This is a genomic window from Streptomyces sp. ICN903 (assembly GCF_022015835.1).
GTDB lineage: Bacteria > Actinomycetota > Actinomycetes > Streptomycetales > Streptomycetaceae > Streptomyces > Streptomyces fenghuangensis.
Window position 1 is genome coordinate 1 of record NZ_JAKMAY010000040.1, and the last position, 21,467, is coordinate 21,467.

Genomic DNA, 21,467 nt, shown 5'->3' on the forward strand with positions numbered 1-21,467 from the left:
GTCTCACCCTCCCCCGAGATCCCTCCCCGGTTCGACCGACAACCGCTATGACCCGCGGGGGGCCGGAAGGGTTGCACGGCGGAACAAGATTTTTTCCGCCGGTTCTCCACGGCCTCTCCGCGGCGGGCGCCGGAAGTGGAATCGGCGCGGGTCCGGGTACCCGGTCCAGGCTTCCCCGGGATCCCGCCGGGCCGGTCCAGCCGGCGGTCGGGGACGGCGGGAGGCGACCGTGACGGCATTCGAACAGTGAGGAGAGGGCGTATGAGCGGGTGGACGCCATCCCAGGCCGAGGGCGAGCGGGACGACGAGGAGGGCATCGACCAGTCACGCGGGCTGCACGAGCGGCACGAGGCCGCCTCCAGGCAGGCCGCCGCGGAGAAGGGCGGCCCGGAGAAGGGCGGCCCGGAGAAGGCCGCCTCCGCGGGGGAGAAGGGTCCGGCCGCCACCCCTTCGCAGGCCGAGGGCGGCAAGGGCGCGGAGGGCGCCGAGCAGGACCGAGGCGGCGCGCGGTGACGCCGCCGTCGCCTCCCGCGGGTGCGGGAGGCGACGGCGGCCCGGCGCGGTCCGCGGCGCGACGGTGGCGGACCGCGTCCGCCTTCACAGCCCTGGCGGGATCCGCCCCTACAGGACGTGGGCGCGGAAGCGCTCCGCCGTCTCCGCGAGCGCCTCGCGGCCGTCGCGGTCCCACAGGGCCTCGTTGAAGATCTCCACCTCCGTCCAGCCGGTGTAGCCGGCCGCCACCACCCGGTCGCGCCAGAAGCGGAAGTCGACCGAGCCGTCCCCGAGCTGCCCGCGGCCCAGCAGCACGCCCGCCGGCAGCGGGGTGCACCAGTCGGCGAGCTGGAAGGCGGCGATGCGGCCGCTTCGCCCCGCCCGGTCGATCTGCGCGGGCGCGTGGTCGTCCCACCAGATGTGGTAGGTGTCCACGACCACGCCGACCTGCTCGGCCGGGAAGCGTTCGGCCAGGTCCAGGGCCTGTCCGAGGGTGGAGACCACGCAGCGGTCCGAGGCGAACATCGGGTGCAGCGGCTCGATGGCCAGCCGCACTCCGCGCCCGGCCGCGTAGGGGGCCAGTTCGGCCAGCGCGTCGGCGATCCGCTCGCGGGCGCCGTACAGGTCGCGGTCGCCCTCGGGCAGCCCGCCGCAGACCAGGACCAGGGTGTCGGTGCCGATCCCGGCCGCCTCGTCGACCGCCGCCCGGTTGTCCTCCAGCGCCGCGCGGCGCGCGGCGGGGTCGGCGGCGGTGAGGAAGCCGCCGCGGCACAGGCTGGTGACGGTCAGGCCCGCGTCCCGCACCAGGCGGGCGGTGGCCTCCACCCCGTACTTCTGCACCGGCGCCCGCCACAGGCCGACGCCGCCGACGCCCAGCGAGACGCACGCCTCCACCAGTTCGGGCAGGGGGAGCTGCCGGACGGTCTCCTGGTTGATGGAGAAGCGGTCGGCGCCGGCGGGCTCGCCGGCCCCCGGGCCTCCGGGGGCTTCGGGGAGCGCGCTCATGCCGCCACCCCGTACACCGCCAGCAGGTGCCGCATCCGCGCCTCTGCCAGCGCCGGGTCGGGGAACAGCCCCAGGGGGTCTGCCAGTTCGTACGCCCGCGCCAGGTGCGGCAGCGAGCGCGCGGACTGCATCCCGCCGACCATGGCGAAGTGCTCCTGGTGTCCGGCCAGCCAGGCGAGGAAGACCACGCCGGTCTTGTAGTAGCGGGTCGGGGCCTGGAACAGGTGGCGGGACAGCTCGACGGTGGGGTCCAGCAGCTTGCGGAAGCCCGCCGGGTCCCCGGTGTCCAGCACCCGCACGGCCTCGGCCGCCAGCGGTGCCAGCGGGTCGAAGATGCCCAGCAGGGCGTGGCTGAAGCGCCCGCCGGCCGCGGGGTCGTCGCCCGCGATCAGCTCGGGGTAGTTGAAGTCGTCGCCGGTGTAGCAGCGCACCCCGCCCGGCAGTCTGCGGCGCAGCGCGACCTCGCGGCCCGCGTCCAGCAGGGAGATCTTGACGCCGTCGACCTTGTCGGGGTGCTCGGCGATGACGGCGAGGAAGGTCTCGGTGGCGGCGTCCAGGTCCTCGCTGCCCCAGTAGCCGGTGAGCGCCGGGTCGAACATCGGGCCGAGCCAGTGCAGGATCACCGGCTCGGACGCCTGGCGCAGCAGGTGCCCGTAGAGCTCCAGGTAGTCCTCGGGGCCCCGGGCGAGGGCGGCCATGGCGCGGGAGGCCATCACGATCGCCTGGGCGCCGGCCCCCTCCACCACGGCGAGCTGCTCCTCGTAGGCGGCGCGGACCTCGTCCAGGGACGCGGCCGGGCCGGTGAGCTGGTCGGTGCCCACCCCGCAGGCGATACGGCCCCGGCAGGCGGTGGCCTCGGCGGCGGAGCGGCGGATCAGCTCGGCGGCGGCGGCCCAGTCCAGGCCCATGCCGCGCTGGGCGGTGTCCATGGCCTCGGCGACCCCGAGCCCGTGGGACCACAGGTGGCGGCGGAAGGCGAGCGTGGCGTCCCAGTCCACGGCGGCCGGGCCGTCGGGCGCCACGTCCGCGAACGGGTCGGCGACGACGTGGGCGGCGGAGAACACCGTGCGGGAGACCAGCGGCGGGCTCCCGGCGGCGGGGACGGCGGGCACCGCGGGCTCGGTACGGGGGGCGTACTCGCGCAGGACGCCGCAGGCGTCGGGCAGGCGGATCACAGGCTCAGCTCCGGTACGTCGAGGCGGCGGCCCTCGGCGGCCGAGGCCAGGCCGAGTTCGGCGAGCTGGACGCCGCGGGCGCCGGCCAGCAGGTCCCAGGTGTAGGGCTCGTCCAGCGCCACGTGGCGCAGGAACAGCTCCCACTGCGCCTTGAAGCCGTTGTCGAACTCCCCGCCCTCGGGATGGTTGTCCGGCACCTCCTGCCACTGGTCGCGGAAGGACTCGGTGACCGGCAGGTCCGGGTTCCACACCGGCTTCGGGGTGGCGGAGCGGTGCTGGACGCGGCAGGTGCGCAGTCCGGCGACGGCCGACCCCTCGGTGCCGTCGACCTGGAACTCCACCAGTTCGTCGCGGTTCACCCGCACGGTCCAGGAGGAGTTGATCTGGGCGACGATCCCGCCGTCGAGCTGGAAGATGCCGTAGGCGGCGTCGTCGGCGGTGGCCTGGTACGGCTTGCCCAGCTCGTCCCAGCGCTGCGGGATGTGGGTGGCGGTGACGGCCTGGACGGTGCGCACCGGGCCGAACAGCTCGTGCAGGACGTACTCCCAGTGCGGGAACATGTCGACGACGATGCCGCCGCCGTCCTCGGCCCGGTAGTTCCACGAGGGGCGCTGGGCGGGCTGCCAGTCGCCCTCGAAGACCCAGTAGCCGAACTCGCCGCGCACCGACAGGATGCGGCCGAAGAAGCCGCCGTCGATCAGCCGCTTGAGCTTGAGCAGCCCCGGCAGAAAGAGCTTGTCCTGCACCACGCCGTGCTTGACGCCGGCGGTGCGGGCGAGCCGGGCCAGTTCCAGCGCGCCGTCGAGGCCGGTGGCGGTGGGCTTCTCGGTGTAGATGTGCTTGCCGGCGGCGATCGCCTTGCGGATGGCGGCCTCGCGGGCGGAGGTGACCTGGGCGTCGAAGTAGATCTCGACGCTCTCGTCGGCCAGTACGGCGTCGAGGTCGCAGCTCACGGCGTCGGGGTCGAGGCCGTGGCGCTCGGCGAGCGCCCTCAGCGCGTGCTCGCGGCGCCCGACGAGGACCGGCTCGGGCCACAGCACATCGCCGTCACCCAGCTCCAGTCCGCCCTGCTCGCGGATGGCGAGGATGGAGCGGACCAGATGCTGGCGGTACCCCATCCGGCCGGTGACGCCGTTCATGGCGATCCGTACGACCCTGCGTGTCATGAGCTTCCCTCTCGCTTTAGAAAGCGCTTTCTATCCCAAGGCAAGCTAGCCTGCCCACAGCACTCACGACAAGACCCGCAGACGACACCCGCGGAAGAACCGCACCGGAGGAATCGATGGCAGTGACGCTGGCGGACGTGGCGGCCCGGGCCGGGGTCTCGGCGGCCACCGTCTCGCGCGTACTGAGCGGCAACTACCCGGTGGCCGGGGCCACCCGCAGCCGGGTGCTGCGCGCGGTGGAGGAGCTGGAGTACGTCGTGAACGGACCGGCCAGCTCCCTGGCCGCCGCCACCTCCGATCTCGTCGGCGTCCTCGTCAACGACATCGCCGACCCGTTCTTCGGGATCATGGCAAGCGCCGTCCAGTCGGAGATGGAGCCGGAGAAGGCCGGCGGGAAACTGGCGGTGGTGTGCAACACCGGCGGCTCCCCCGAGCGCGAACTGACCTACCTCACGCTCCTCCAGCGCCAGCGCGCCGCCGCCGTCGTCCTCACCGGCAGCGCGGTGGAGGACCCCGCGCACACCGAGGCGCTGTCCACCCGGCTGCGCCGGCTGGCCGCCGCCGGCACCCGGGTGGTGCTGTGCGGCAGGCCGCCGCTGCCGGAGGCGGACGGCGACAGCGGCCGGGACGGCGAGAAGGCCGCCATGGACGGCGGGGCGCCGCTCACCGTAGCCTTCGACAACCGCGGCGGCGCCCGCCGCCTGACCGAGCACCTCCTGGCCCTCGGCCACCGCCGCGTCGGCTACGTCGCGGGCCCCGCCGAGCGCACCACCACCCGGCACCGGCTGGAGGGCCACCGGGCGGCGCTGGCCGACCACGACCGCGCCCTCCTCGCGGAGGCCGAGCGCCTCACCGTGCACGGCGCGTACGACCGCTCCTCCGGCTACGACGGCACGCTGGAGCTGCTGCGCCGCGAGCCGGCCCTGACGGCCGTGCTGGCCGCCAACGACACCGTCGCCCTCGGCGTCTGCGCCGCACTGCGCGAGGCGGGCCTGAGCATCCCCGGGGACGTGTCCGTGGCCGGCTTCGACGACCTGCCCTTCAGCGCGGACGCCTCCCCCGCCCTGACCACCGTCCGCATCCCGCTCCACGGCGCGGGCGCCCGCGCCGGACGGCTGGCGCTGGGCCGGGAGTCGGCTCCCCCCGGGGGCGTGGCGACCGTCCGCACCGAGCTGATGGTCCGCGCCTCGACCGCGGCCCCGCGCCCCGACTGACCTGCCCCACAAGCCGGTTGGCGGTCTCCTGCCCGGGCCGCCCGCACCGGCCCGAAAGCGGCGGTGGGCGCGACCGGAGCTCCGGCCGCGCCCACCTGCCGTTTCCCGGCGGGGCCCCTACGGGCGCAGCATCCGCCGGTCGGCCTTGTCGGCCCGGTCCAGCTTCGCGTCGTACGGCGCGAGCGGCGCCGCCTTCCGCGCCGCCGAAGCGTCGGCGTCCAGACCGGCCCACCGCATCAGGGCGTCGGTGGCCAGGGCCCTGTCGTCCTCCTCCAGAGCGGCGATGTTCGCGCCGTGGTTGGCGCCGGGCGCGGTCAGGACGTAGGAGTCCTCACTGCCGCGGCCCAGCCGGAAGGGCTCCGCTCCCCACGGGTCGTTCTCGCCGTAGACGAACAGCATCCGCTCGGCGTCCTTGCGCACCCACTTGTCGATGTCGCGCATCGCCTTCCTGTCGAAGCTCATCGGGATGTCGCGCGGGACGTAGGAGCGCGGGTCGTAGATGCCCGGGTAGCGCAGCAGCCCGTCCAGGTGCGGGGTGTCGAAGCTCGGCGCGCCGAGCTGGGTGCCGGCCTGGTAGTAGTACGGCGTGTAGTACTCCAGGCCCTGGTCGGTGTAGAAGGAGAAGCCCGCCACCTGGTCGACGAAGTCGTACAGTTCGCCGGTGGCCGCGTCCGCCCCGGGCACCTGGCCGCAGTCGGACTCCGATCCGTACTGCCACCAGGCCCACACCAGGTCCAGGCCGACGTTCTCGAAGGCCTTGTCGGCGCTGCCGACGACATCGAAGGTGTAGCCCTCCTCCTTCGCCCACGCCTCGTAGCGGGCCACGATCTCGTCGCGGCGCACGAAGACCTCGCGCTGCACGGCGTTCAGCCGCTCGCGGCACTCGGCGGTGGAGACGGTGGCGAAGAACTCGTCGTAGGCCGAGTCCTCCTTGTTGTTGACGTCGTTGGGCGCGACGTAGGCGACCGTGCCGTCCATGTCGTGCGGGTAGAAGCGGCGGTAGTACGTGGCCGTCATGCCGCCCTTGCTGCCGCCGGTGGAGATCCACTCCTCGTCGTAGATCCGGTGCAGCGCGCGGAAGATGCGGTGCTGGTCGCTGGCCGCCTGCCAGATGTCGAGCTTGGACCAGTCGGCGGGCTGGGGCCGCGACGGGGTGAAGAAGCGGTACTCCATGGAGACCTGGTTGCCGTCGGTCATCCGCGTCGGCTCGCTGCGCGAGGGCGTGGTGCGCAGCCCGTAGCCGGAGGTGTAGAAGACGGTGGGCCGGTCCTCGCCCTTGTGCAGCACCGTCAGGCGCTGCTCGAAGCTGCCCTTGGAGGGCCTGCGGTGGTCGACGGGCTGCCGGTAGCCCAGCACGAAGAAGCGGTAGCCGTCGACCGGCTTCTCCTCGATCAGGCGCATCCCCGGTATCGCGAGGATGCGGTCCTCGATGTCGGTCCCGGCCGCGGTGGCGGCCCCCGCCGACGCGCTGCCGACGCTGACGGTGCCGATGAGCACCAGCAGGGTCAGCAGCGCTCTGAGCGCCTTGCGCATGTGTGCCCTCCCGTGGGCTTGTCCGTGAACGCGGCGAACCTATCCGGCGCAACACCGGACCCGCCAGAGCGGGTTGGCACCCGAATCCGGGAACCGCGCCCGCCGCGCACCGCTCCGCGGGCCGCTCCGGCCGGTGGCCGGAGGAGTTCACCGGTTTGTTACCGGCGTTTGCAAAAATTCCACGGCACCCGGACGCCCGTCCCGGTGCCGCTCCGCGCCGCCCGCGCGGCCCGGCAAGAGAAGAGAGAGCGCCTTCCATGGGCAGACCCCCCACCGTCCGGCTCCGGGCCCGCTCCCGGCCCTTACCCCTCCCCGCCCTGCTGGTCCTGGCCCTGCTGGCCGGACTGCTGGCGGCCCTGTCGCCCGCGAGACCGGCCGCCGCCGTGGCACCCGTGCCCACGCGGGCCATCACCTTCAACATGCAGGGCGGCGGCCTCAAATGGTCCTCCCCGGTGCAGAACCTGATCGGCACGGCCGATCTGGTGGCGCTTCAGGAGGCGCAGACGCCGCCCAGCGGTACGGCGCTCGACGCCACCAACCTGATCCACGACAACCTCGGCGACCTGGACACCACCCCGACCGGTCTGCCCAGCCTCAAGTACAGCCTGCACGAGCTGAGATGGGGCAAGCCCCGGGCGAACCCGGAGACCGGCTACCTGTACTACCTGAAGGTCTACAACCTGCAGGACGCCGGGGAGCCGGTGGATTTGAACGGCAACTCCGGCAAGTCCCTGGCGGTCTGGAGCGCCGTCCGCCCGGACGACGCGATGATCGTCCGGGCGGCCGACTCCCCCAACGCCTCCACGCACTACCTGCGCTCCCGCCCGGCGCTCGGGCTGAAGTTCGGCGACACCTGGTTCTTCGGCATCCACACGGAGTCCAGGCGGTCCGGTGACGCGCAGAACGGGCACGCCAGGGATCTGGTGAGCGCCGTGGCGGACAGCGTGCCCGCGGGCGAGCACTGGCGCGTCCTGGGCGACTTCAACAGCAAGCCCGACACGTTCACCGACACGGCGGGCGGCCACGTCTACTACGCGAGGAAGAGCAACGGGGAACCCGCCCCCACCCAGCAGTCGGGCTACGCGCTGGACTTCATGGTGGCCGACGAGCGGCTCGCCGACCACACCGTGCGGCTGGGATCGAACGGCGGATCGGACCACTACCCCGTGCTGTTCGCCGACCCGGGCGCGACGATCTGCGGGATCTGGAACTTCGTGACGGTCCACTTCCCGTCGAACCTCATGCTGCGGGACGTACTGCGGACCCCCGTGCCGCCGGCCCCCTTCTCACCGGCCGCCGGGAACAGCGTCGCCGCCGAGGACGGCGGGGCCTGCGAGGGCTACGACTCGCGGCCGTCCGCCGTCGTCTCCATGGGCGACAGCTTCATCTCCGGTGAGGGAGGCCGCTGGGCGGGCAACGCCAACACCTCGGCGAGCGGCCATGTGTGGGGCACCGACCGGGCCGCCGTGAACTGCTCCGCGGCCGACGACTGCGAGCACGACCTGACCCGGGTCTACGGCGACAGCTCCTACGCGGAGGGCGGCAACCGGTGCGACCGCTCGGACACCGCGCCGATCATGTCGGCCGAACTCGGCGTCTCCGAGGAGTACCGGTTCAACATCGCCTGCTCGGGGTCGGAGACCCAGCATGTCGTCGAGGAGGAGTTCAAGGGCCAGAAGCCCCAGGTGGAACAGCTCGCGGAGATCGCCGAGGACCATCGCGTCTCCCTGGTGGCGCTCTCCATCGGCGGCAACGACCTGAACTTCTCCGACCTGATCGCCGCCTGCGCGAAGTCGTACATGATCCCCGGCGCCACACCGTGCAAGGACACCGAGGAGGAGGCGTTCGCGGCCGCCCTCGACACCGTGGAGCAGGAGGTCACCGACACCGTCTGGAAGATCCGCGAGACGCTGCGCGACGCCGGCCAGTCCGACACCAGCTACCGCATCGTGCTGCAGTCCTACCCCAACCCACTGCCGCGCGGCGCGGACTTCGAGTACCCGCAGGACCTGATCGACTACAGCCGCTACCGCAGCGGCGGCTGCCCCTTCCGGGACGTCGACGCGGACTGGGCGCACAGTTCCGTGGTGCCCCGGATCAGCGCGATGATCGGCCGGGCCGCCAAGGCGAGCAGCGCGGTCTTCCTCGACCTCCAGAACGCCTTCGCCGGCCATGAGCTGTGCGCGAAGACCGCCCGGCAGGCGACCAGCTCCAACAGCCCGGACAACCGGCTGCCCGCCGCCGACGCCGAGTGGATCCGCTGGGTCCCCTACCTCCTGGACGGGACGAAGGACGTGCCCTGGGAGTCGCAGGGCGACCAGCAGGAGGCCATCCACCCCAACGCCCACGGCCAGCGGGCCATGGGGACCTGCCTGAGCAAGGCGGCCAACCTGCTCAACGACACCGACTGGACCTTCCGGTGCTCCGGCTCCGCCTCGCGGTCCCCGGACGACACCGCCGTCTCCCCCGTCAAGACCCTGGTCGACGCCTCGGTGTGGACCGGCCGGTACGGCGACGACAACCAGGGCCATGTGTACGAGGACCACTACCTGTTCAAGGGGGGCAAGCACGCCCGCTTCGACCCCACCGTGAACCAGGACGGCTCCTCCGCCGCCTACAACGAGGCCGAGGGGCAGCTCCTCGGCCAGGGCTCCCTGGCCGAGGAGCTGGGCAGTCTGCAGGGCACCCCGTTCGAGAACGGCGTCGACACCGCCTTCTCGTCGTACTGCTGCGGCATCCGGACGGCCTTCCAGCTCATCCTGATCCGCGGGGACCAGTACGTCCGGGTCCAGAGGCCGATCGGCAGCGAGCAGAACGAGGTGGTCAAGGGCCCGGGACCGATCGGGGACTTCTTCCACGTCCTGCGGGGCACCCCGTTCGAGGAGGGCATCGACGCCGCCGCCAACGACCACGTCGGCGGCGGTGTGCTGATGTTCCGCGGTGACCTGGTGGGGGTGCTGAACATGACCCTGGAGCAGAACAACGACAGCTGGATCAAGGAGCCGGCCACCATCGCCACCGCGATGCCCGTCCTGGCGGGCACCGGCTTCGACCAGCACGTCGACAGCGCGATCACCCTGTACGGAAGCCTGACCGTCCTCGTCTCGGGCGACCAGGCGGTGATGCTGAACGTGGACCGGTCCGACCTGTCCAAGTCCACCGTCGTCAAGGGCCCCATGTCCCTCACCGGGATGTGGCCCTCCCTGAAGGAGCTGGACTGGCTCCAGGAGCAGCCGTCCCCGCCCCCGCTGGTGGTCCAGCCGCAGGCCCTGATGGCCGGGCCGACACCGCCGGAGGACCCCGAGCCCGAGGGGCCGGGACCGTGGTCCACCGACGCCGCCGACCAGCCCAGGTGCCGCCCCGACGGCATGACGCCCACCGAGGGGGTCAACACCCCGTACTGCCTGGTCTACGACGACAAGGGCCGGGAGCGGATGGGCGAGCGGCACCCGCGGCGGCTGGTCGGCTACTTCACCAGTTGGCGCACCGGGAGGAACGGCGAGCCGATGTACCTGCCGGGGAGCATCCCCTGGGGCCAGGTCACCCACATCAACTACGCCTTCGCCCACATCGAGGACAACCGGGTCTCGGTCGGTGACACCTCCGATCCGGCCAACCCGGCCACCGGGATGACCTGGCCGGGCGTGCCCGGGGCCGAGATGGACCCGGACCTGCCGTACAAGGGCAACTTCAACCTGCTGAACAAGTACAAGAAGCAGCATCCGCGGGTGAAGACCCTGATCTCGGTCGGCGGCTGGGCCGAGACCGGCGGCCACTTCGACGCGGACGGCAACCGCGTCGCCGACGGCGGCTTCTACACCCTGGCCACCAACGCCGACGGCAGCGTCAACCAGCCCGCCATCGACACCTTCGCCGACTCCGCCGTGGACTTCATCAGGACCTACGGCTTCGACGGCGTGGACATCGACTACGAGTACCCCACCGCCCTGGCGGACGCCGGCAACCCGGCCGACTGGCCCGTCGCCAACCCGCGCCGCAAGGGCCTCAACGCCGGTTACACGGCGCTGATGAAGACGCTGCGCGAGAAGCTGGACCGGGCCTCGGCCGAGGACGACCGCTACTACCAGCTCACCGCCGCCGTGTCGGCGTCCGGTTATCTGCTGCGCGGCCAGGAGGACTTCCGCGCCCTGCAGTACCTGGACTTCGCCAACACCATGACGTACGACTTCCACGGCACGTGGAACTCCTACGTCGGCCCGCAGTCCCCGCTGTACGACGACGGGAAGGACGCCGAGCTGACGGCGGCCGGGATCTACGACGAGGAGACGAACCCCGAGTACCAGAAGATGGGGTACTTCAACACCGACTGGTCCTACCACTACCTGCGCGGCGCGCTGCAGTCCGGGCGCATCAACCTCGGCATCCCGTACTACACGCGCGGCTGGAAGAACGTCACCGGCGGCGAGAACGGGCTGTGGGGCACGTCGGAGCTGACCGACCAGAGCCAGTGCCCCGACGGCACCGGCCCCAACGGCAGCACCACGGCCTGCGGCGCCGGCGCCACCGGCATCGACAACCTGTGGCACGACACCGACCGGGGCAGGGAGGTCGCGGCCGGATCGAACCCGATGTGGCACGCCAAGAACCTGGAGAGGGGCATCCCGCCCTCCTACCGCGAGCAGTTCGGGCTGAGCTCCTCCGACCCGGCCAACCAGGTCGACGGCTACACCCGGCACTGGGACGACACCCTCAAGGCGTCCTGGCTGTGGAACGGGGACAAGAAGGTCTTCCTCTCCACCCAGGACGAGCAGGACATCGCGGCCAAGGCCGACTACATCGCCGACACCGGTGCGGGCGGCGCGATGGTCTGGGAGCTGGCCGGTGACTACAACTGCCCCGAGCGGTGGCAGTGCGTCCCCGGCTACACCCTGACCAAGGCGCTGGACAACGCCCTGCGCGACGCCGGCCCCTACGGCAACACCCGCAACGGCGGGACCGAACTGCCCACCGAGGTGGTCGACGTGTCCGCCGAGCTGACCGACTACCCGACCGACACCGCGCAGATGTGGCCCCAGCAGCCCAAGCTGCGCATCACCAACAACACCGACACCCCCCTGCCGGAGGGCACCGAGCTCTCCTTCGACATCCCCACCTCCACCCCTCCCCTGCTGAAGGACGAGGCGTGGCAGGAGATGGAGGACGCCGTCGAACCCGGCCACACCGGACCCAACGCCGGCGGCCTCGACGGGGACTTCCACCGGGTGACGCTCAGACTCGGCTACTGCGAGGACCTGGCACCGGGCGCCTCGCGCGACATCGCGCTGAAGTACTACCTGCCGATCACCGGGCCCGCCAACTTCAAGCTCAAAATCGGCGGACAGGAGTACGGACTGGTCCAGGACCACCGCAAGGGCACCACCACCGTCGAACCCGACGCCTCCGGCGGCGGCGCCGCCTGCAGGGCCGAGGAGTGGGACGCCTCACGCACCTACAACCCGGCCTGGGCGCCGTTCACCCTGTGGCAGACCGGCGACCAGTGGAAGATCGAGGACGTCAACAGCGGCAACCTCCTGGACCACCCGGCCGGGTGGGACCGGGCGCACCTGTACACCCCGCTGAACAACGTCCACCAGCTGTGGAACATCGAGCAGGACGGCGACGACGGGGTGTTCCGCATCACCAACGACAGCAGCGGTGAGGAGCAGTGCCTGGGGGCCCAGAAGAAACTGGCGTCGCTGTCCGTCCGCGACTGCGGCAGCGCCGCGGGCCAGCGGTGGCGGCTGCTCGACGCCGACGGCAACCCCGCCGACGCCCCGCAGCACGGCACCTCCTACACGCTGATCACCCACAACGACACCACCGGCTCGTCGTCCGACTTCGTCGCCGAGCCGCTGAACAGCGGCAACACCGCCGGAACCCACGCCGTCGCCGGTGATCCCGGCGGCATCACCCGCACCGTCGTCTCCCACGGCGGCTACTACTGGAAGGCCAAGTACTGGACCAAGGGCAACACGCCCGACGCCACCGACCCGAACAACCCGTGGACCAGGCTCGGCCCGGTCCCGGCCGGCTGACGCCACCCGCACCACCCGTACCACCCGTACCGACGGCCCGCCGGATTCCCTCCGGCGGGCCGTCGGCCGTTCCCGCCCCCCGTCTCCGCCCACACCCCGTACCGCGTCCGCCGCCCGCGGACGTACGCTCGCCGTCATGACCGACACCACGCCGAACTCCGTGCTGAATTCCGGGGCGAGCACCGCGAAGAACTCCATGACGACCGGACAGGCCCCGCTGGTCGGCGGGCCGACGGGGATGGAGCTGCTGGACTTCCACCGGGAGCCGGAGGACGCGGTCTTCGGCGACGCGCGCGTGGGCTACGTCCTGGTGGCCCTGTGGCACCGGGGGCGGCTGTTGATGGTGCGGGTGCGCGGGCGCGACTGCTGGGAGCTGCCGGGCGGCAAGATCGAGCCCGGCGAGATGCCCCGGCAGGCGGCCGCACGCGAGCTGCGCGAGGAGAGCGGCCAGGAAGTGGCCCCGGAACGGCTGCGGTTCGCCGGTTTCGCCCGCACCGTGGTCGGCCCCGAGCGCCGGATGATGTACGGCGCCCTGTTCACCGCCGAGACGGACGTGCCGGCGCCGTTCACCCCCTGCGAGGAGATCGCCGCCGTCCACTGGAGGGAGGGCTCCGAGCCGCTGGAGGGCGGGGCGGTGCGGACGGCGGACGAATATCTGGCTGCGCTCTGCCGCCCCTGACCCGTACGGTCGGCCCCATGCCCGCACCCGGAGGTTTCTCCTACGACGTGTACGGCGACGGCACGGTGACCGTCGCCCACCACGGCCGCCCGGTCACCACCCTGCGCGGCGAGCGCGCCCGGCGCTTCCTGGCGGAGGCGGAATCGGGCGATCCGCAACTGGTGATGGCCCGCTGGACGGGGAACTACCGGCGCGGCAACGAGCGCACGGCCCGCGACCACCCGCGCAACCGCCGCTGAGCGCGCCCCCTGAGCAGGGGGCGCGCTCAACGGCGTGGAAGCGCTCGGTGAAAGGGCTCGCTCACACCCCCGCGCCCGCGGGCACGCCCGCGTAGGTGCGCCACAGCTCCGCGTACCGCCCGCCGCGCTCCAGCAGCTCCGCGTGGGTGCCGTCCTCCACCACCCGGCCGTGGTCCAGGACCACCACCCGGTCCGCGCGGGCGGCCGTGGTGAGGCGGTGGGCGACGACCAGGGTGGTGCGGCGGCCCGCCAGGCGGTCGGTGGCCTGGTTGACCAGCGCCTCGGTGGCCAGGTCCAGGGCCGCGGTGGCCTCGTCCAGCAGCAGGATGTCCGGGCCCACCAGCTCCGCGCGGGCCAGGGCGATCAGCTGCCGCTGCCCGGCGGAGAGGTTGCGCCCCTTCTCGGCGACCGGGTGCAGATAGCCGCCGGAGAGCGTGGCGATCATGTCGTGCGCGCCGACCGCCCGCGCGGCGGCCTCCACCTCGGCGTCGGTGGCGTCGGGACGGCCGTAGGCGATGGCGTCGCGCACCGTGCCCGGGAAGAGGTACGACTCCTGCGGCACCACCCCGAGCCGGTGGCGGTAGCCGGCCAGGTCCAGCTCGCGCAGGTCGACTCCGTCCACCCGGACGGTGCCCGAGGTCGGGTCGTAGAACCGGGCCACCAGCTTGACCAGCGTGGACTTGCCCGCGCCCGTCTCGCCGACGAAGGCGACCGTCTGCCCGGCGGGGATCTTCAGGTCGATGCCGGACAGCGCGTTCTCACCGCCCTCCCCGGCCCCGCTCCCGTCCCCGCCGGCGTTGTACCGGAAGGCGACGTCCTCGAAGACGATCTCGCCGCGCAGCCGGCCCACCTCGCGCGGCTCCTTCGGCGGCGGCGTCGTCGTCCGCTCGCGCAGCAACTCCTGGACGCGGCCCAGGGAGACGACCGCCTGCTGGTAGCCGTCGAAGACCTGCGAGAGCTGCTGCACGGGGGCGAAGAACAGCTCGATGTAGAGCAGGTACGCCACCAGCGCGCCCGCCGTCAGCGTGCCGTCGCCCACCCGGTTCGCCCCGACGATCAGCACGGCGGCGGTCGCCAGGGAGGCGAGGAACTGGATGAAGGGGAAGTACACCGAGATCAGCCACTGGCCGCGCACACGTGCCCGGCGGTAGCCGTCGCTGAGCTCGGCGAAGCGGCGCGCGTCGCGCTCCTCGCGGCGGAACGCCTGCACGATCCGCAGACCGGCCACGCCCTCCTGCAGAGCGGCGTTGACGCCGCTGACGCGCTCGCGCGCCAGCTCGTACGCCTTGATGCTCTGGCGGCGGAAGAAGACCGTGCCTATCACCAGCGGCGGCAGGGTCGCCAGGACCACCAGCGCCAGCCCCGCGTCGATGACGACGAGGGCGACCATGATGCCGAAGAAGGTCAGCACCGCGACGATCGCCTGGACCAGCCCGGTCTGCAGGAAGGTCGTCAGGGCGTCCACGTCGGTGGTCATCCGGGTCATGATCTTCCCGGTCAGCTCGCGCTCGTAGTAGTCGAGCCCGAGGCGCTGGAGCTGGGCGAAGATCTTGACGCGGAGGGTGTAGAGGATCCGCTCGCCCGTGCGGCCGATGGCGCGGGTCTCACCGGTCTGCGCGGCCCACTGCACCAGGACGACGACCAGCGCCAGCGCGGAGGCGGCCCAGACCGCCCCGAGCGCCGCCTGCTGGACGCCCTCGTCGATGCCGTGCCGCACCAGGACCGGCAGCAGCAGCCCGGCGACCGCGTCGATCACGACCAGCAGCAGGCTCAGCAGCAGCGGCCCGCGGAAGCCGCGCAGCAGGTGCCGCAGCCCGTAGGCGGACTCGGCGGCCGCGGCGCGCTCCTCGTCGATACCGGGGGTGTCGTCGGCCGGGGGCAGGGCGGCGACCTTGTCGAGCATCTCGGGGGTGGCCGGGACCCCGGCCAGGGCCCCCGCGAAGCCCGGCCCTCCGCCGGTGGCCGGGGTGGGCGCGCCGGGGGTGGTGCCGGCGGTGTCCTCCGGATCCCCCTCCCGGATCCACAGATCGGGGGTGACGCCGTCGACCCGGCCGTCGGACCCGCCGTCCCCGGAGCCCGCCTCGGAGTCCGTCCCGGAAGCGCCTTGGGCCGCGGCGGCCTGCCCGGCCGGGTCGCGTTCGACGCCGCCCAGTTCGTCGGGGTCGCTGAGCAGCCTGCGGTACAGCTCGCAGCGCTCCTGGAGCTCGGCGTCGGTGCCGGCGTCCACCAGCCGCCCGCCGTCGAGCACGGCGATGCGGTCGGCCAGGGAGAGGGTGGAGCGGCGGTGGGCGATCAGCAGGGTGGTGCGGCCTGCCATCACCCCGCGCAGCGCCTCGTGGATCTCGTGCTCCACCCGGGCGTCCACGGCGGAGGTCGCGTCGTCCAGCACCAGCAGCCTGGGGTCGGACAGGATGGCGCGGGCCAGGGCGATGCGCTGGCGCTGGCCGCCGGAGAGGGTCAGGCCCTGCTCGCCGACGGCTGTGTCGTAGCCCTCGGGCAGGTCGGAGATGAAGCCGTCGGCCTGGGCGGCGCGCGCGGCGGCCCGCACCTGCTCGTCGGTGGCGTCGGGGTGGCCGTAGGCGATGTTGGCGCGGACGGTGTCGGAGAACAGGAAGCTGTGCTCGGGCACCAGGCCGATGGCCGCGCGCAGCGAGGCGGAGGTCAGCTCGCGCACGTCGTGGCCGCCGACCCGCACCGCGCCGGAGGTCACGTCGTAGAAGCGCGGCAGCAGCAGCGAGACGGTGGACTTGCCGCTGCCGGAGGTGCCGACGACGGCGACGGTCTCGCCGGGCGAGATGCTCAGCGAGAAGTCCTCCAGCACCGGCCGCGCGTCGGGTCCGGTGTCGTAGGAGAAGCCGACGCGGTCGAACTCGACGGTGGCGGGGGCGTCGGGCGGCAGCTCGCGGGCGTTCTCGCTCTCGCGGATGGCCGGTTCGGTGTCGATCAGCTCCAGGACGCGCTCGACGCCCGCCCGCGCCTGCTGGCCGACCGTCAGCATCATGGTCAGCATCCGCACCGGCCCGACGAGCTGGGCGAGGTAGGTGGAGAAGGCGACGAAGGTGCCCAGGGTGATCTGGCCGCGGGTGGCCATCCAGCCGCCGAAGGCGAGCATCGCGACCTGGCCGAGGGCGGGTACGGCCTGCAGCGCGGGGGTGTAGCGCGCGTTCAGCTTCACCGTGCGCAGCCGGGCGGCGAACAGCTCGCGGCCGGCCGAGCGCAGTTTGCCGGTCTCCTGCTCCTCCTGGCCGAAGCCCTTGACCACGCGCACACCGCTGACGGCCCCGTCCACCACGCCCGCCACGGCGCCGGCCTGGGCCTGGGCGTACCAGCTGGCGGGGAAGAGCCGGTCGCGGCTGCGCCTGGCGATGAACGTCAGGGCCGGCGCGACGGCCAGCGCCACCAGCGTCAGCAGTGGCGAGAGCGAGACCATCACGACCAGCGAGATGACGAAGAGCAGGATGTTGCCGATCATCATCGGCGTCATGAACAGCAGGCCCTGGATGAGCTGGAGGTCGCTGGTGCCGCGTCCGACGACCTGGCCGGTGGACAGCTCGTCCTGCCGCCGCCCGTCGAGGCGGGCGATGGAGCCGTACATCTCGGTGCGCAGGTCGTGCTGGACGTCGAGCGCGAGTCTGCCGCCGTAGTAGCGGCGCACGTACGTCAGCCCGTAGACCGCGACCGCGGCGGCGACCAGCAGCCCGATCCACAGGCCGAGCCCGCCTCCGCCGCCTATGACGATGTCGTCGATGATCACCTTGGTGACCAGGGGGACGAGCGCCATCACGGCCATACCGGCGAGCGAGGCGCCCAGCGACAGCAGCACGTTGCGGCGGTAGCGCCAGCAGTACGCGGTCAGCCGCCGTGCCCAGCCCGGCCGCCGCGCTTCCTCCGCCTCCCCCGTGTCCCCGGCTTTCCCGGTCTCCCCCGCCTGCGTACCCGCCACTTCCGGTTACCTCCCGCTGGCTCTGCGTCGCCGTGTGCGACCGTGTGTCGCCCTGTGTGTCCACTGCACCAGTGGACCAACGCGCGGGCGACCGTATTTCATCCCGCTGGAGGGAAGGAGGACCGCTCTCCGGTGGCGGGGACCGCGTCGGCCCCGTCGGTGAGGAGCTGTGGACGAAAAGGGGGCGCGGCCCGGAGAGCCAGGCATTCTCTCCGGACCGCGCCCTTGGTGGGGCCGCGGCGTCGACGGGCGGTGCGTGCCAGCACCCCCCACAGGACCGGCTCTCCGCCCGTCCGCTCGATCGGCCCGCCCCGCGGTGAGGAGGTGACCGCGAGGCCCGCCGGACCGCTCGCGCCGCCTGTCCGGGGCGTGCACGGCGACCGGCCGTTTCAGTGGGGTCCCAAGTGGTGCGGACCCCGGTTTCCGCCGGAAGGTTTCGTCAGATGGCGAACACCTCCGCGCCGTCTCCCTTCGCACCGTCCGGCCACGCGCAGAGGATCTCCGGCGCGGAACGGCTCCCGGACCCTCCGGCGCTCCCGGACCCCTCGGGGGCGCAGGCCGGCGCGCCCGCGCCGCCTGCCTCCCCCGTGCGCTCCGGCGCGGCGGCGAGCACCAGCGCCGAGGGCGCGTGGGGCGCCGGCGCCGCGAGCGCCGCGCCGCACAGCGGGGCGAGCGTGCCCGCGGCCAGCAGGCCGCTCACCAGGGCGCACTTCACCGCGTTCCGCATGACGCGTCCTTCCGTCGGGGTGTAACGGATAGCGAACGTGAGTCTGTCGGGAAGCGGCGCCGGATGCACCTTCGACGATCATTTCGAGTAACGTTGCGTATTAAATGAGTAGCCTGCAGTAACCCCCGGGGGTACAGGACCACTGCGCCGATCACCAGCGACATTGTGATCGATCGCTTTCGCGGGTCTCGAAACGCTGTGCATACGTCCGGATACGCAACGTTCCAAACGTGACCGAAAAGCAGGGGGTCCGGGCCGGCGAAACCCACGCGGCGGCGCCCCGCGAGCACGCTTCTGAAAGCGATTGCAGCCGCAATAACCGCCGCGACCGCCCCCGCCCGGCCGGGCGCACCCCTCAGCGCCCCGCGGGCACCACCGGAAAGCCGACCCCCGTCATCTCCTCCGACATCGCCCACAGCCGCCGCGCCGCCACCGGGTCGCTCGCCGCCGCGCTGCGCCCCACCAGCGTCGGCCCGCCCCGCGCCTCCGCCACACCGTCCGGGCCGACGTAGCTCGCGCCGGGCAGGTCCGCCGTCGCCGCGTACAGGGTCGGCAGGGCGCCGGCCCGGTCGTCCTGGGCGAGGAACCTGTTGCCGAACCGCATGACGGTGCGGGCCAGGGGGCTGGCCGCATGACTCTGGAGGTTGGTGGCCGCGTATCCGGGGTGGGCGGCCAGGGCGCGGACCGGGGAGCCCGACTCCGTCAGACGGCGCTGGAGCTCCAGGGTGAACAGGAGGTTCGCCAGCTTGGACTGGGCGTAGGCGCCGCGCGGGGAGTAGCCCGCCTCCAGGTTCGGGTCGTCGAACCGGATCGTCGCGCCACCCCAGCGGTGCGCGGCGGAGGCCAGCGTGACGACGCGGCCGGTGACGTGGGGCAGGAGCAGGTTCGTCAGCGCGAAGTGGCCGAGGTGGTTCGTGCCGAACTGCGTCTCGAAGCCGTCCCGCGTGCGCCGTCGCGGGATCATCATCACGCCGGCGTTGTTGATCAGCAGGTCCAGGGGGCGGCCCTGCCAGTCCTCCGCGAAACCGCGCACGGAGGGCAGGTCCGCCAGGTCCAGGCGGCGCACCTCCGTGCTGCCGTTCACCGTCGCCGCCGCCGCGATACCCCGCTCCACGTCCCGTACGGCGAACACCACATGCGCGCCCGCGCGGGCCAGCGCGTCCGCCGTGGTGAGTCCGATGCCGCTGTTGGCGCCCGTGACGACGGCCGTGCGGCCGGCGAGGTCGGGCAGGGAGGCGGCATTCCATCGCTTGCTCTGGTCGGTTGCCATGACCTCAAAGTAGACGATGACAACAATGATGGCAATGACTACAAAGGTGCCGGTGTCAACATCGGGATACGATGGCCCCTATGTCCCGGAGCCGCCCCTACCACCACGGCGACCTGCGCGCCGCCCTGCTGGAGAGTGCCGAGCGCACCCTGCGGGAGAAGGGGGTCGCCTCCCTGTCCCTGCGCGAGCTGGCCCGCGAGACCGGCGTCAGCCACGCGGCACCCGGCCGCCACTTCAAGGACAAGCAGGCCCTGCTCGACGCCCTGGCCCTGACCGGCTACGACCGGCTGGCCCGGGCCCTCGAGGGCGCCGACGACCCCGCGCTCCCGCTCCAGCCCCGCCTGACCGCCCTCGCCCGCGCCTACCTCGCCTTCGCCGCCGGGAACGCCGAACTCCTGGCCCTCATGTACGCCCGCAAGCACGAGCCCGGGGCCGCCGAGCAGATGGCCGCCGGGGTCGACCGGACGGTGGGCTTCTTCGAGCGGGTGATCGCGGACGCCCAGCGGCGCGGCGAGATCGTCGAGGCCGACCCGGAACGCCTCACCCTCTTCACCGGCGCCGCCCTCCACGGCATCGCCGGCTTCACGGCGGGCGGCATGCTGGAGCCGGCCGAGGCCCTCGGCATGACCGATGACCTGGTCCACCACCTGCTGCACGGCCTCAGGCCCCGCTGATCCCCGCCCGGCGGCGGGCATGCCCGGTGCGGGCCTCTGCCGCCGTGGAACCGCCGCGCCGAGGGGCGCCGGCGAACAGCGCCCCTCGGCGCGAAGGGATCAGTGCGCGAAGCGGTCGAACTCCCCTGCCTTGATCCCCTCGATGAACGCGGCCAGGCCCGCCCGGCTCGCGGCGAGGACGAGCCCCGGCTCGTCACTCTCCCGTATGAGCACGTCGTCGCCCCGCCGCGCGACCTCCACGCAGTTGGGGCCCTCGTTCCCCGAGAACGAGGACTTCTGCCATTCGAGTTCTTCGGCCATACCGAACTCCCTCACAGTTCTCGCGCGATGCGGTGGATGACGTCCCTCGACTCCTCTTCCCCGAGCGAGACGCTCTCCGCCACGTCGAGTAGCTTCCGGTGCCGCTGAAGCTCTGCCTCCGCGTCCCAGTAGCTTCCACCCAGATGGGTGTCCATCTGAACGGTGTCCAGTTGGGGAACGATCCCTCCCGCATAGAGGATCGGTTGCGTCACCTCGATGAACCGCTCGTTACTGAAGGGCATGACCCGGATCGTGACCGCAGGACGCTCGGACGCCTCCAGCAGATGCCGAAGCTGCCCCTGGGTCACCTCGCGGCCGCCGAAGCGCATCCGCAGAGCCGCTTCGTGGATGACCACGTCAAGCGGTGGGGGACTGCCTCTGTCCAGGATCGCCTGGCGCCTCATCCGGTACTCGACCCTCGCCTCGATCTCCTCGGCCGGCAGGTTCGTCACCACACTGCTGAACAGGGTCCGCGCGTACTCCTCCGTCTGAAGAAGACCGGGCATCGAGAGCGTCTGGATGGACCGCAGGTAGGCGGCATGGTGCTCCAGTTCGGCAATGTCCAGGAAAGCGGGGTGCAGGACGCCGCGGTACTCCTCCCACCAGAACGCTCCGCGCCGCTCCCGCGCGATGGCACAGAGGGCATCGACGTACTCGGCGTCCATGCAGGCGTAGAAGGTGGCGAGGCGGCGGATGCGCTCTTCGCTGATCCCCATGCGCCCCGACTCGATGTTGCTCACCCTCGCGTGGTCGACACCGAGCAAACCGGCGGCCTCCCGGGCGGTCTTGCCCGCCCGCTCCCGGAGTTTCCTCAACTCCGCACCCAACCGCATCTGTCTGACGGTAGGAGCATCTCTTGGGGGCATGGCTCCAACAGTCCCTTTCCATAGCCGCCTTCGCGCCTGCCGCGTACCTATATCACGACGCCACTCGCACGAGGGAAGATCCTCTGCAACCTTGTACCGGTACACATGTGTACCCTACTGTCCGTACCCGTACCGCTACGCACGTCGGT

15 protein-coding genes are annotated in these 21,467 nt (G+C 72.4%); 6 read left to right on the forward strand and 9 right to left on the reverse strand.

What is annotated here, in order from left to right:
* Positions 1-261 precede the first annotated feature (261 nt).
* Positions 262-513: a hypothetical protein gene (locus tag L7D48_RS06575; RefSeq protein WP_237877943.1), complete on the forward strand. Its 252-nt coding sequence runs from the start codon at positions 262-264 to the stop codon at positions 511-513.
* A gap of 108 nt (positions 514-621) precedes the next feature.
* Here the strand turns inward: L7D48_RS06575 and L7D48_RS06580 are convergent, their stop codons facing one another.
* From L7D48_RS06580 to L7D48_RS06590, 3 genes are read right to left on the reverse strand one after another with little or no spacing between them, the layout of a single operon-like run.
* The gene (locus tag L7D48_RS06580) at positions 622-1,497 is read right to left on the reverse strand and encodes a sugar phosphate isomerase/epimerase (protein ID WP_237877944.1); all 876 of its coding nucleotides are present in this window, start codon (positions 1,495-1,497) and stop codon (positions 622-624) included.
* The gene (locus L7D48_RS06585; RefSeq protein WP_237877946.1) at positions 1,494-2,672 is read right to left on the reverse strand and encodes a dihydrodipicolinate synthase family protein; all 1,179 of its coding nucleotides are present in this window, start codon (positions 2,670-2,672) and stop codon (positions 1,494-1,496) included. Before L7D48_RS06585 ends, L7D48_RS06580 begins: the two co-directional genes overlap by 4 nt.
* Entirely contained in the window at positions 2,669-3,838 is a 1,170-nt protein-coding gene (locus tag L7D48_RS06590; RefSeq protein WP_237877948.1) for a Gfo/Idh/MocA family protein, read from the reverse strand. Before L7D48_RS06590 ends, L7D48_RS06585 begins: the two co-directional genes overlap by 4 nt.
* Positions 3,839-3,954: 116 nt before the next feature.
* On the opposite strand from L7D48_RS06590, the gene L7D48_RS06595 reads away from it, so the two are divergent.
* Complete coding sequence (locus L7D48_RS06595; RefSeq protein WP_237877950.1) at positions 3,955-5,052, forward strand: LacI family DNA-binding transcriptional regulator; 1,098 nt, start codon at positions 3,955-3,957, stop codon at positions 5,050-5,052.
* 117 nt (positions 5,053-5,169) lie between these two features.
* Here the strand turns inward: L7D48_RS06595 and L7D48_RS06600 are convergent, their stop codons facing one another.
* On the reverse strand, positions 5,170-6,585 hold the full coding sequence (locus L7D48_RS06600) for a S28 family serine protease (protein ID WP_237877951.1): 1,416 nt from the start codon (positions 6,583-6,585) through the stop codon (positions 5,170-5,172).
* 257 nt (positions 6,586-6,842) lie between these two features.
* Here L7D48_RS06600 and L7D48_RS06605 point away from each other — a divergent pair, with 257 nt between their 5' ends.
* From L7D48_RS06605 to L7D48_RS06615, 3 genes are all read left to right on the forward strand, one after another.
* Complete coding sequence (locus tag L7D48_RS06605) at positions 6,843-12,620, forward strand: glycosyl hydrolase family 18 protein (protein WP_237877953.1); 5,778 nt, start codon at positions 6,843-6,845, stop codon at positions 12,618-12,620.
* A 136-nt stretch (positions 12,621-12,756) separates the two neighbouring features.
* Positions 12,757-13,299, forward strand: a complete 543-nt coding sequence (locus tag L7D48_RS06610) for an NUDIX domain-containing protein (protein ID WP_237877955.1) — start codon at positions 12,757-12,759, stop codon at positions 13,297-13,299.
* Positions 13,300-13,316: 17 nt separating this feature from the next.
* Positions 13,317-13,538, forward strand: a complete 222-nt coding sequence (locus L7D48_RS06615) for a hypothetical protein (RefSeq protein ID WP_237877956.1) — start codon at positions 13,317-13,319, stop codon at positions 13,536-13,538.
* A gap of 61 nt (positions 13,539-13,599) precedes the next feature.
* On the opposite strand, the gene L7D48_RS06620 is transcribed toward L7D48_RS06615, so the two are convergent.
* The 3 genes from L7D48_RS06620 to L7D48_RS06630 all read right to left on the reverse strand — a co-directional run bounded on the left by L7D48_RS06620 (position 13,600) and on the right by L7D48_RS06630 (position 19,478).
* Positions 13,600-17,394, reverse strand: coding sequence for an ABC transporter ATP-binding protein (locus L7D48_RS06620; RefSeq protein ID WP_237877976.1), 3,795 nt, complete (start codon positions 17,392-17,394; stop codon positions 13,600-13,602).
* A gap of 526 nt (positions 17,395-17,920) precedes the next feature.
* The gene (locus tag L7D48_RS06625; protein WP_237877958.1) at positions 17,921-18,208 is read right to left on the reverse strand and encodes a hypothetical protein; all 288 of its coding nucleotides are present in this window, start codon (positions 18,206-18,208) and stop codon (positions 17,921-17,923) included.
* Between the two features lie 355 nt (positions 18,209-18,563).
* On the reverse strand, positions 18,564-19,478 hold the full coding sequence (locus L7D48_RS06630; RefSeq protein WP_237877959.1) for an oxidoreductase: 915 nt from the start codon (positions 19,476-19,478) through the stop codon (positions 18,564-18,566).
* Between the two features lie 71 nt (positions 19,479-19,549).
* Here L7D48_RS06630 and L7D48_RS06635 point away from each other — a divergent pair, with 71 nt between their 5' ends.
* Entirely contained in the window at positions 19,550-20,152 is a 603-nt protein-coding gene (locus L7D48_RS06635) for a TetR/AcrR family transcriptional regulator (protein WP_237877961.1), read from the forward strand.
* 99 nt (positions 20,153-20,251) lie between these two features.
* Here L7D48_RS06635 and L7D48_RS06640 read toward each other — a convergent pair whose 3' ends face one another.
* A complete protein-coding gene (locus L7D48_RS06640; protein ID WP_237877962.1) occupies positions 20,252-20,452 on the reverse strand; it encodes a DUF397 domain-containing protein in 201 nt (66 codons plus the stop codon).
* 11 nt (positions 20,453-20,463) lie between these two features.
* The gene (locus L7D48_RS06645) at positions 20,464-21,318 is read right to left on the reverse strand and encodes a helix-turn-helix transcriptional regulator (RefSeq protein WP_237877964.1); all 855 of its coding nucleotides are present in this window, start codon (positions 21,316-21,318) and stop codon (positions 20,464-20,466) included.
* Positions 21,319-21,467: the final 149 nt, after the last annotated feature.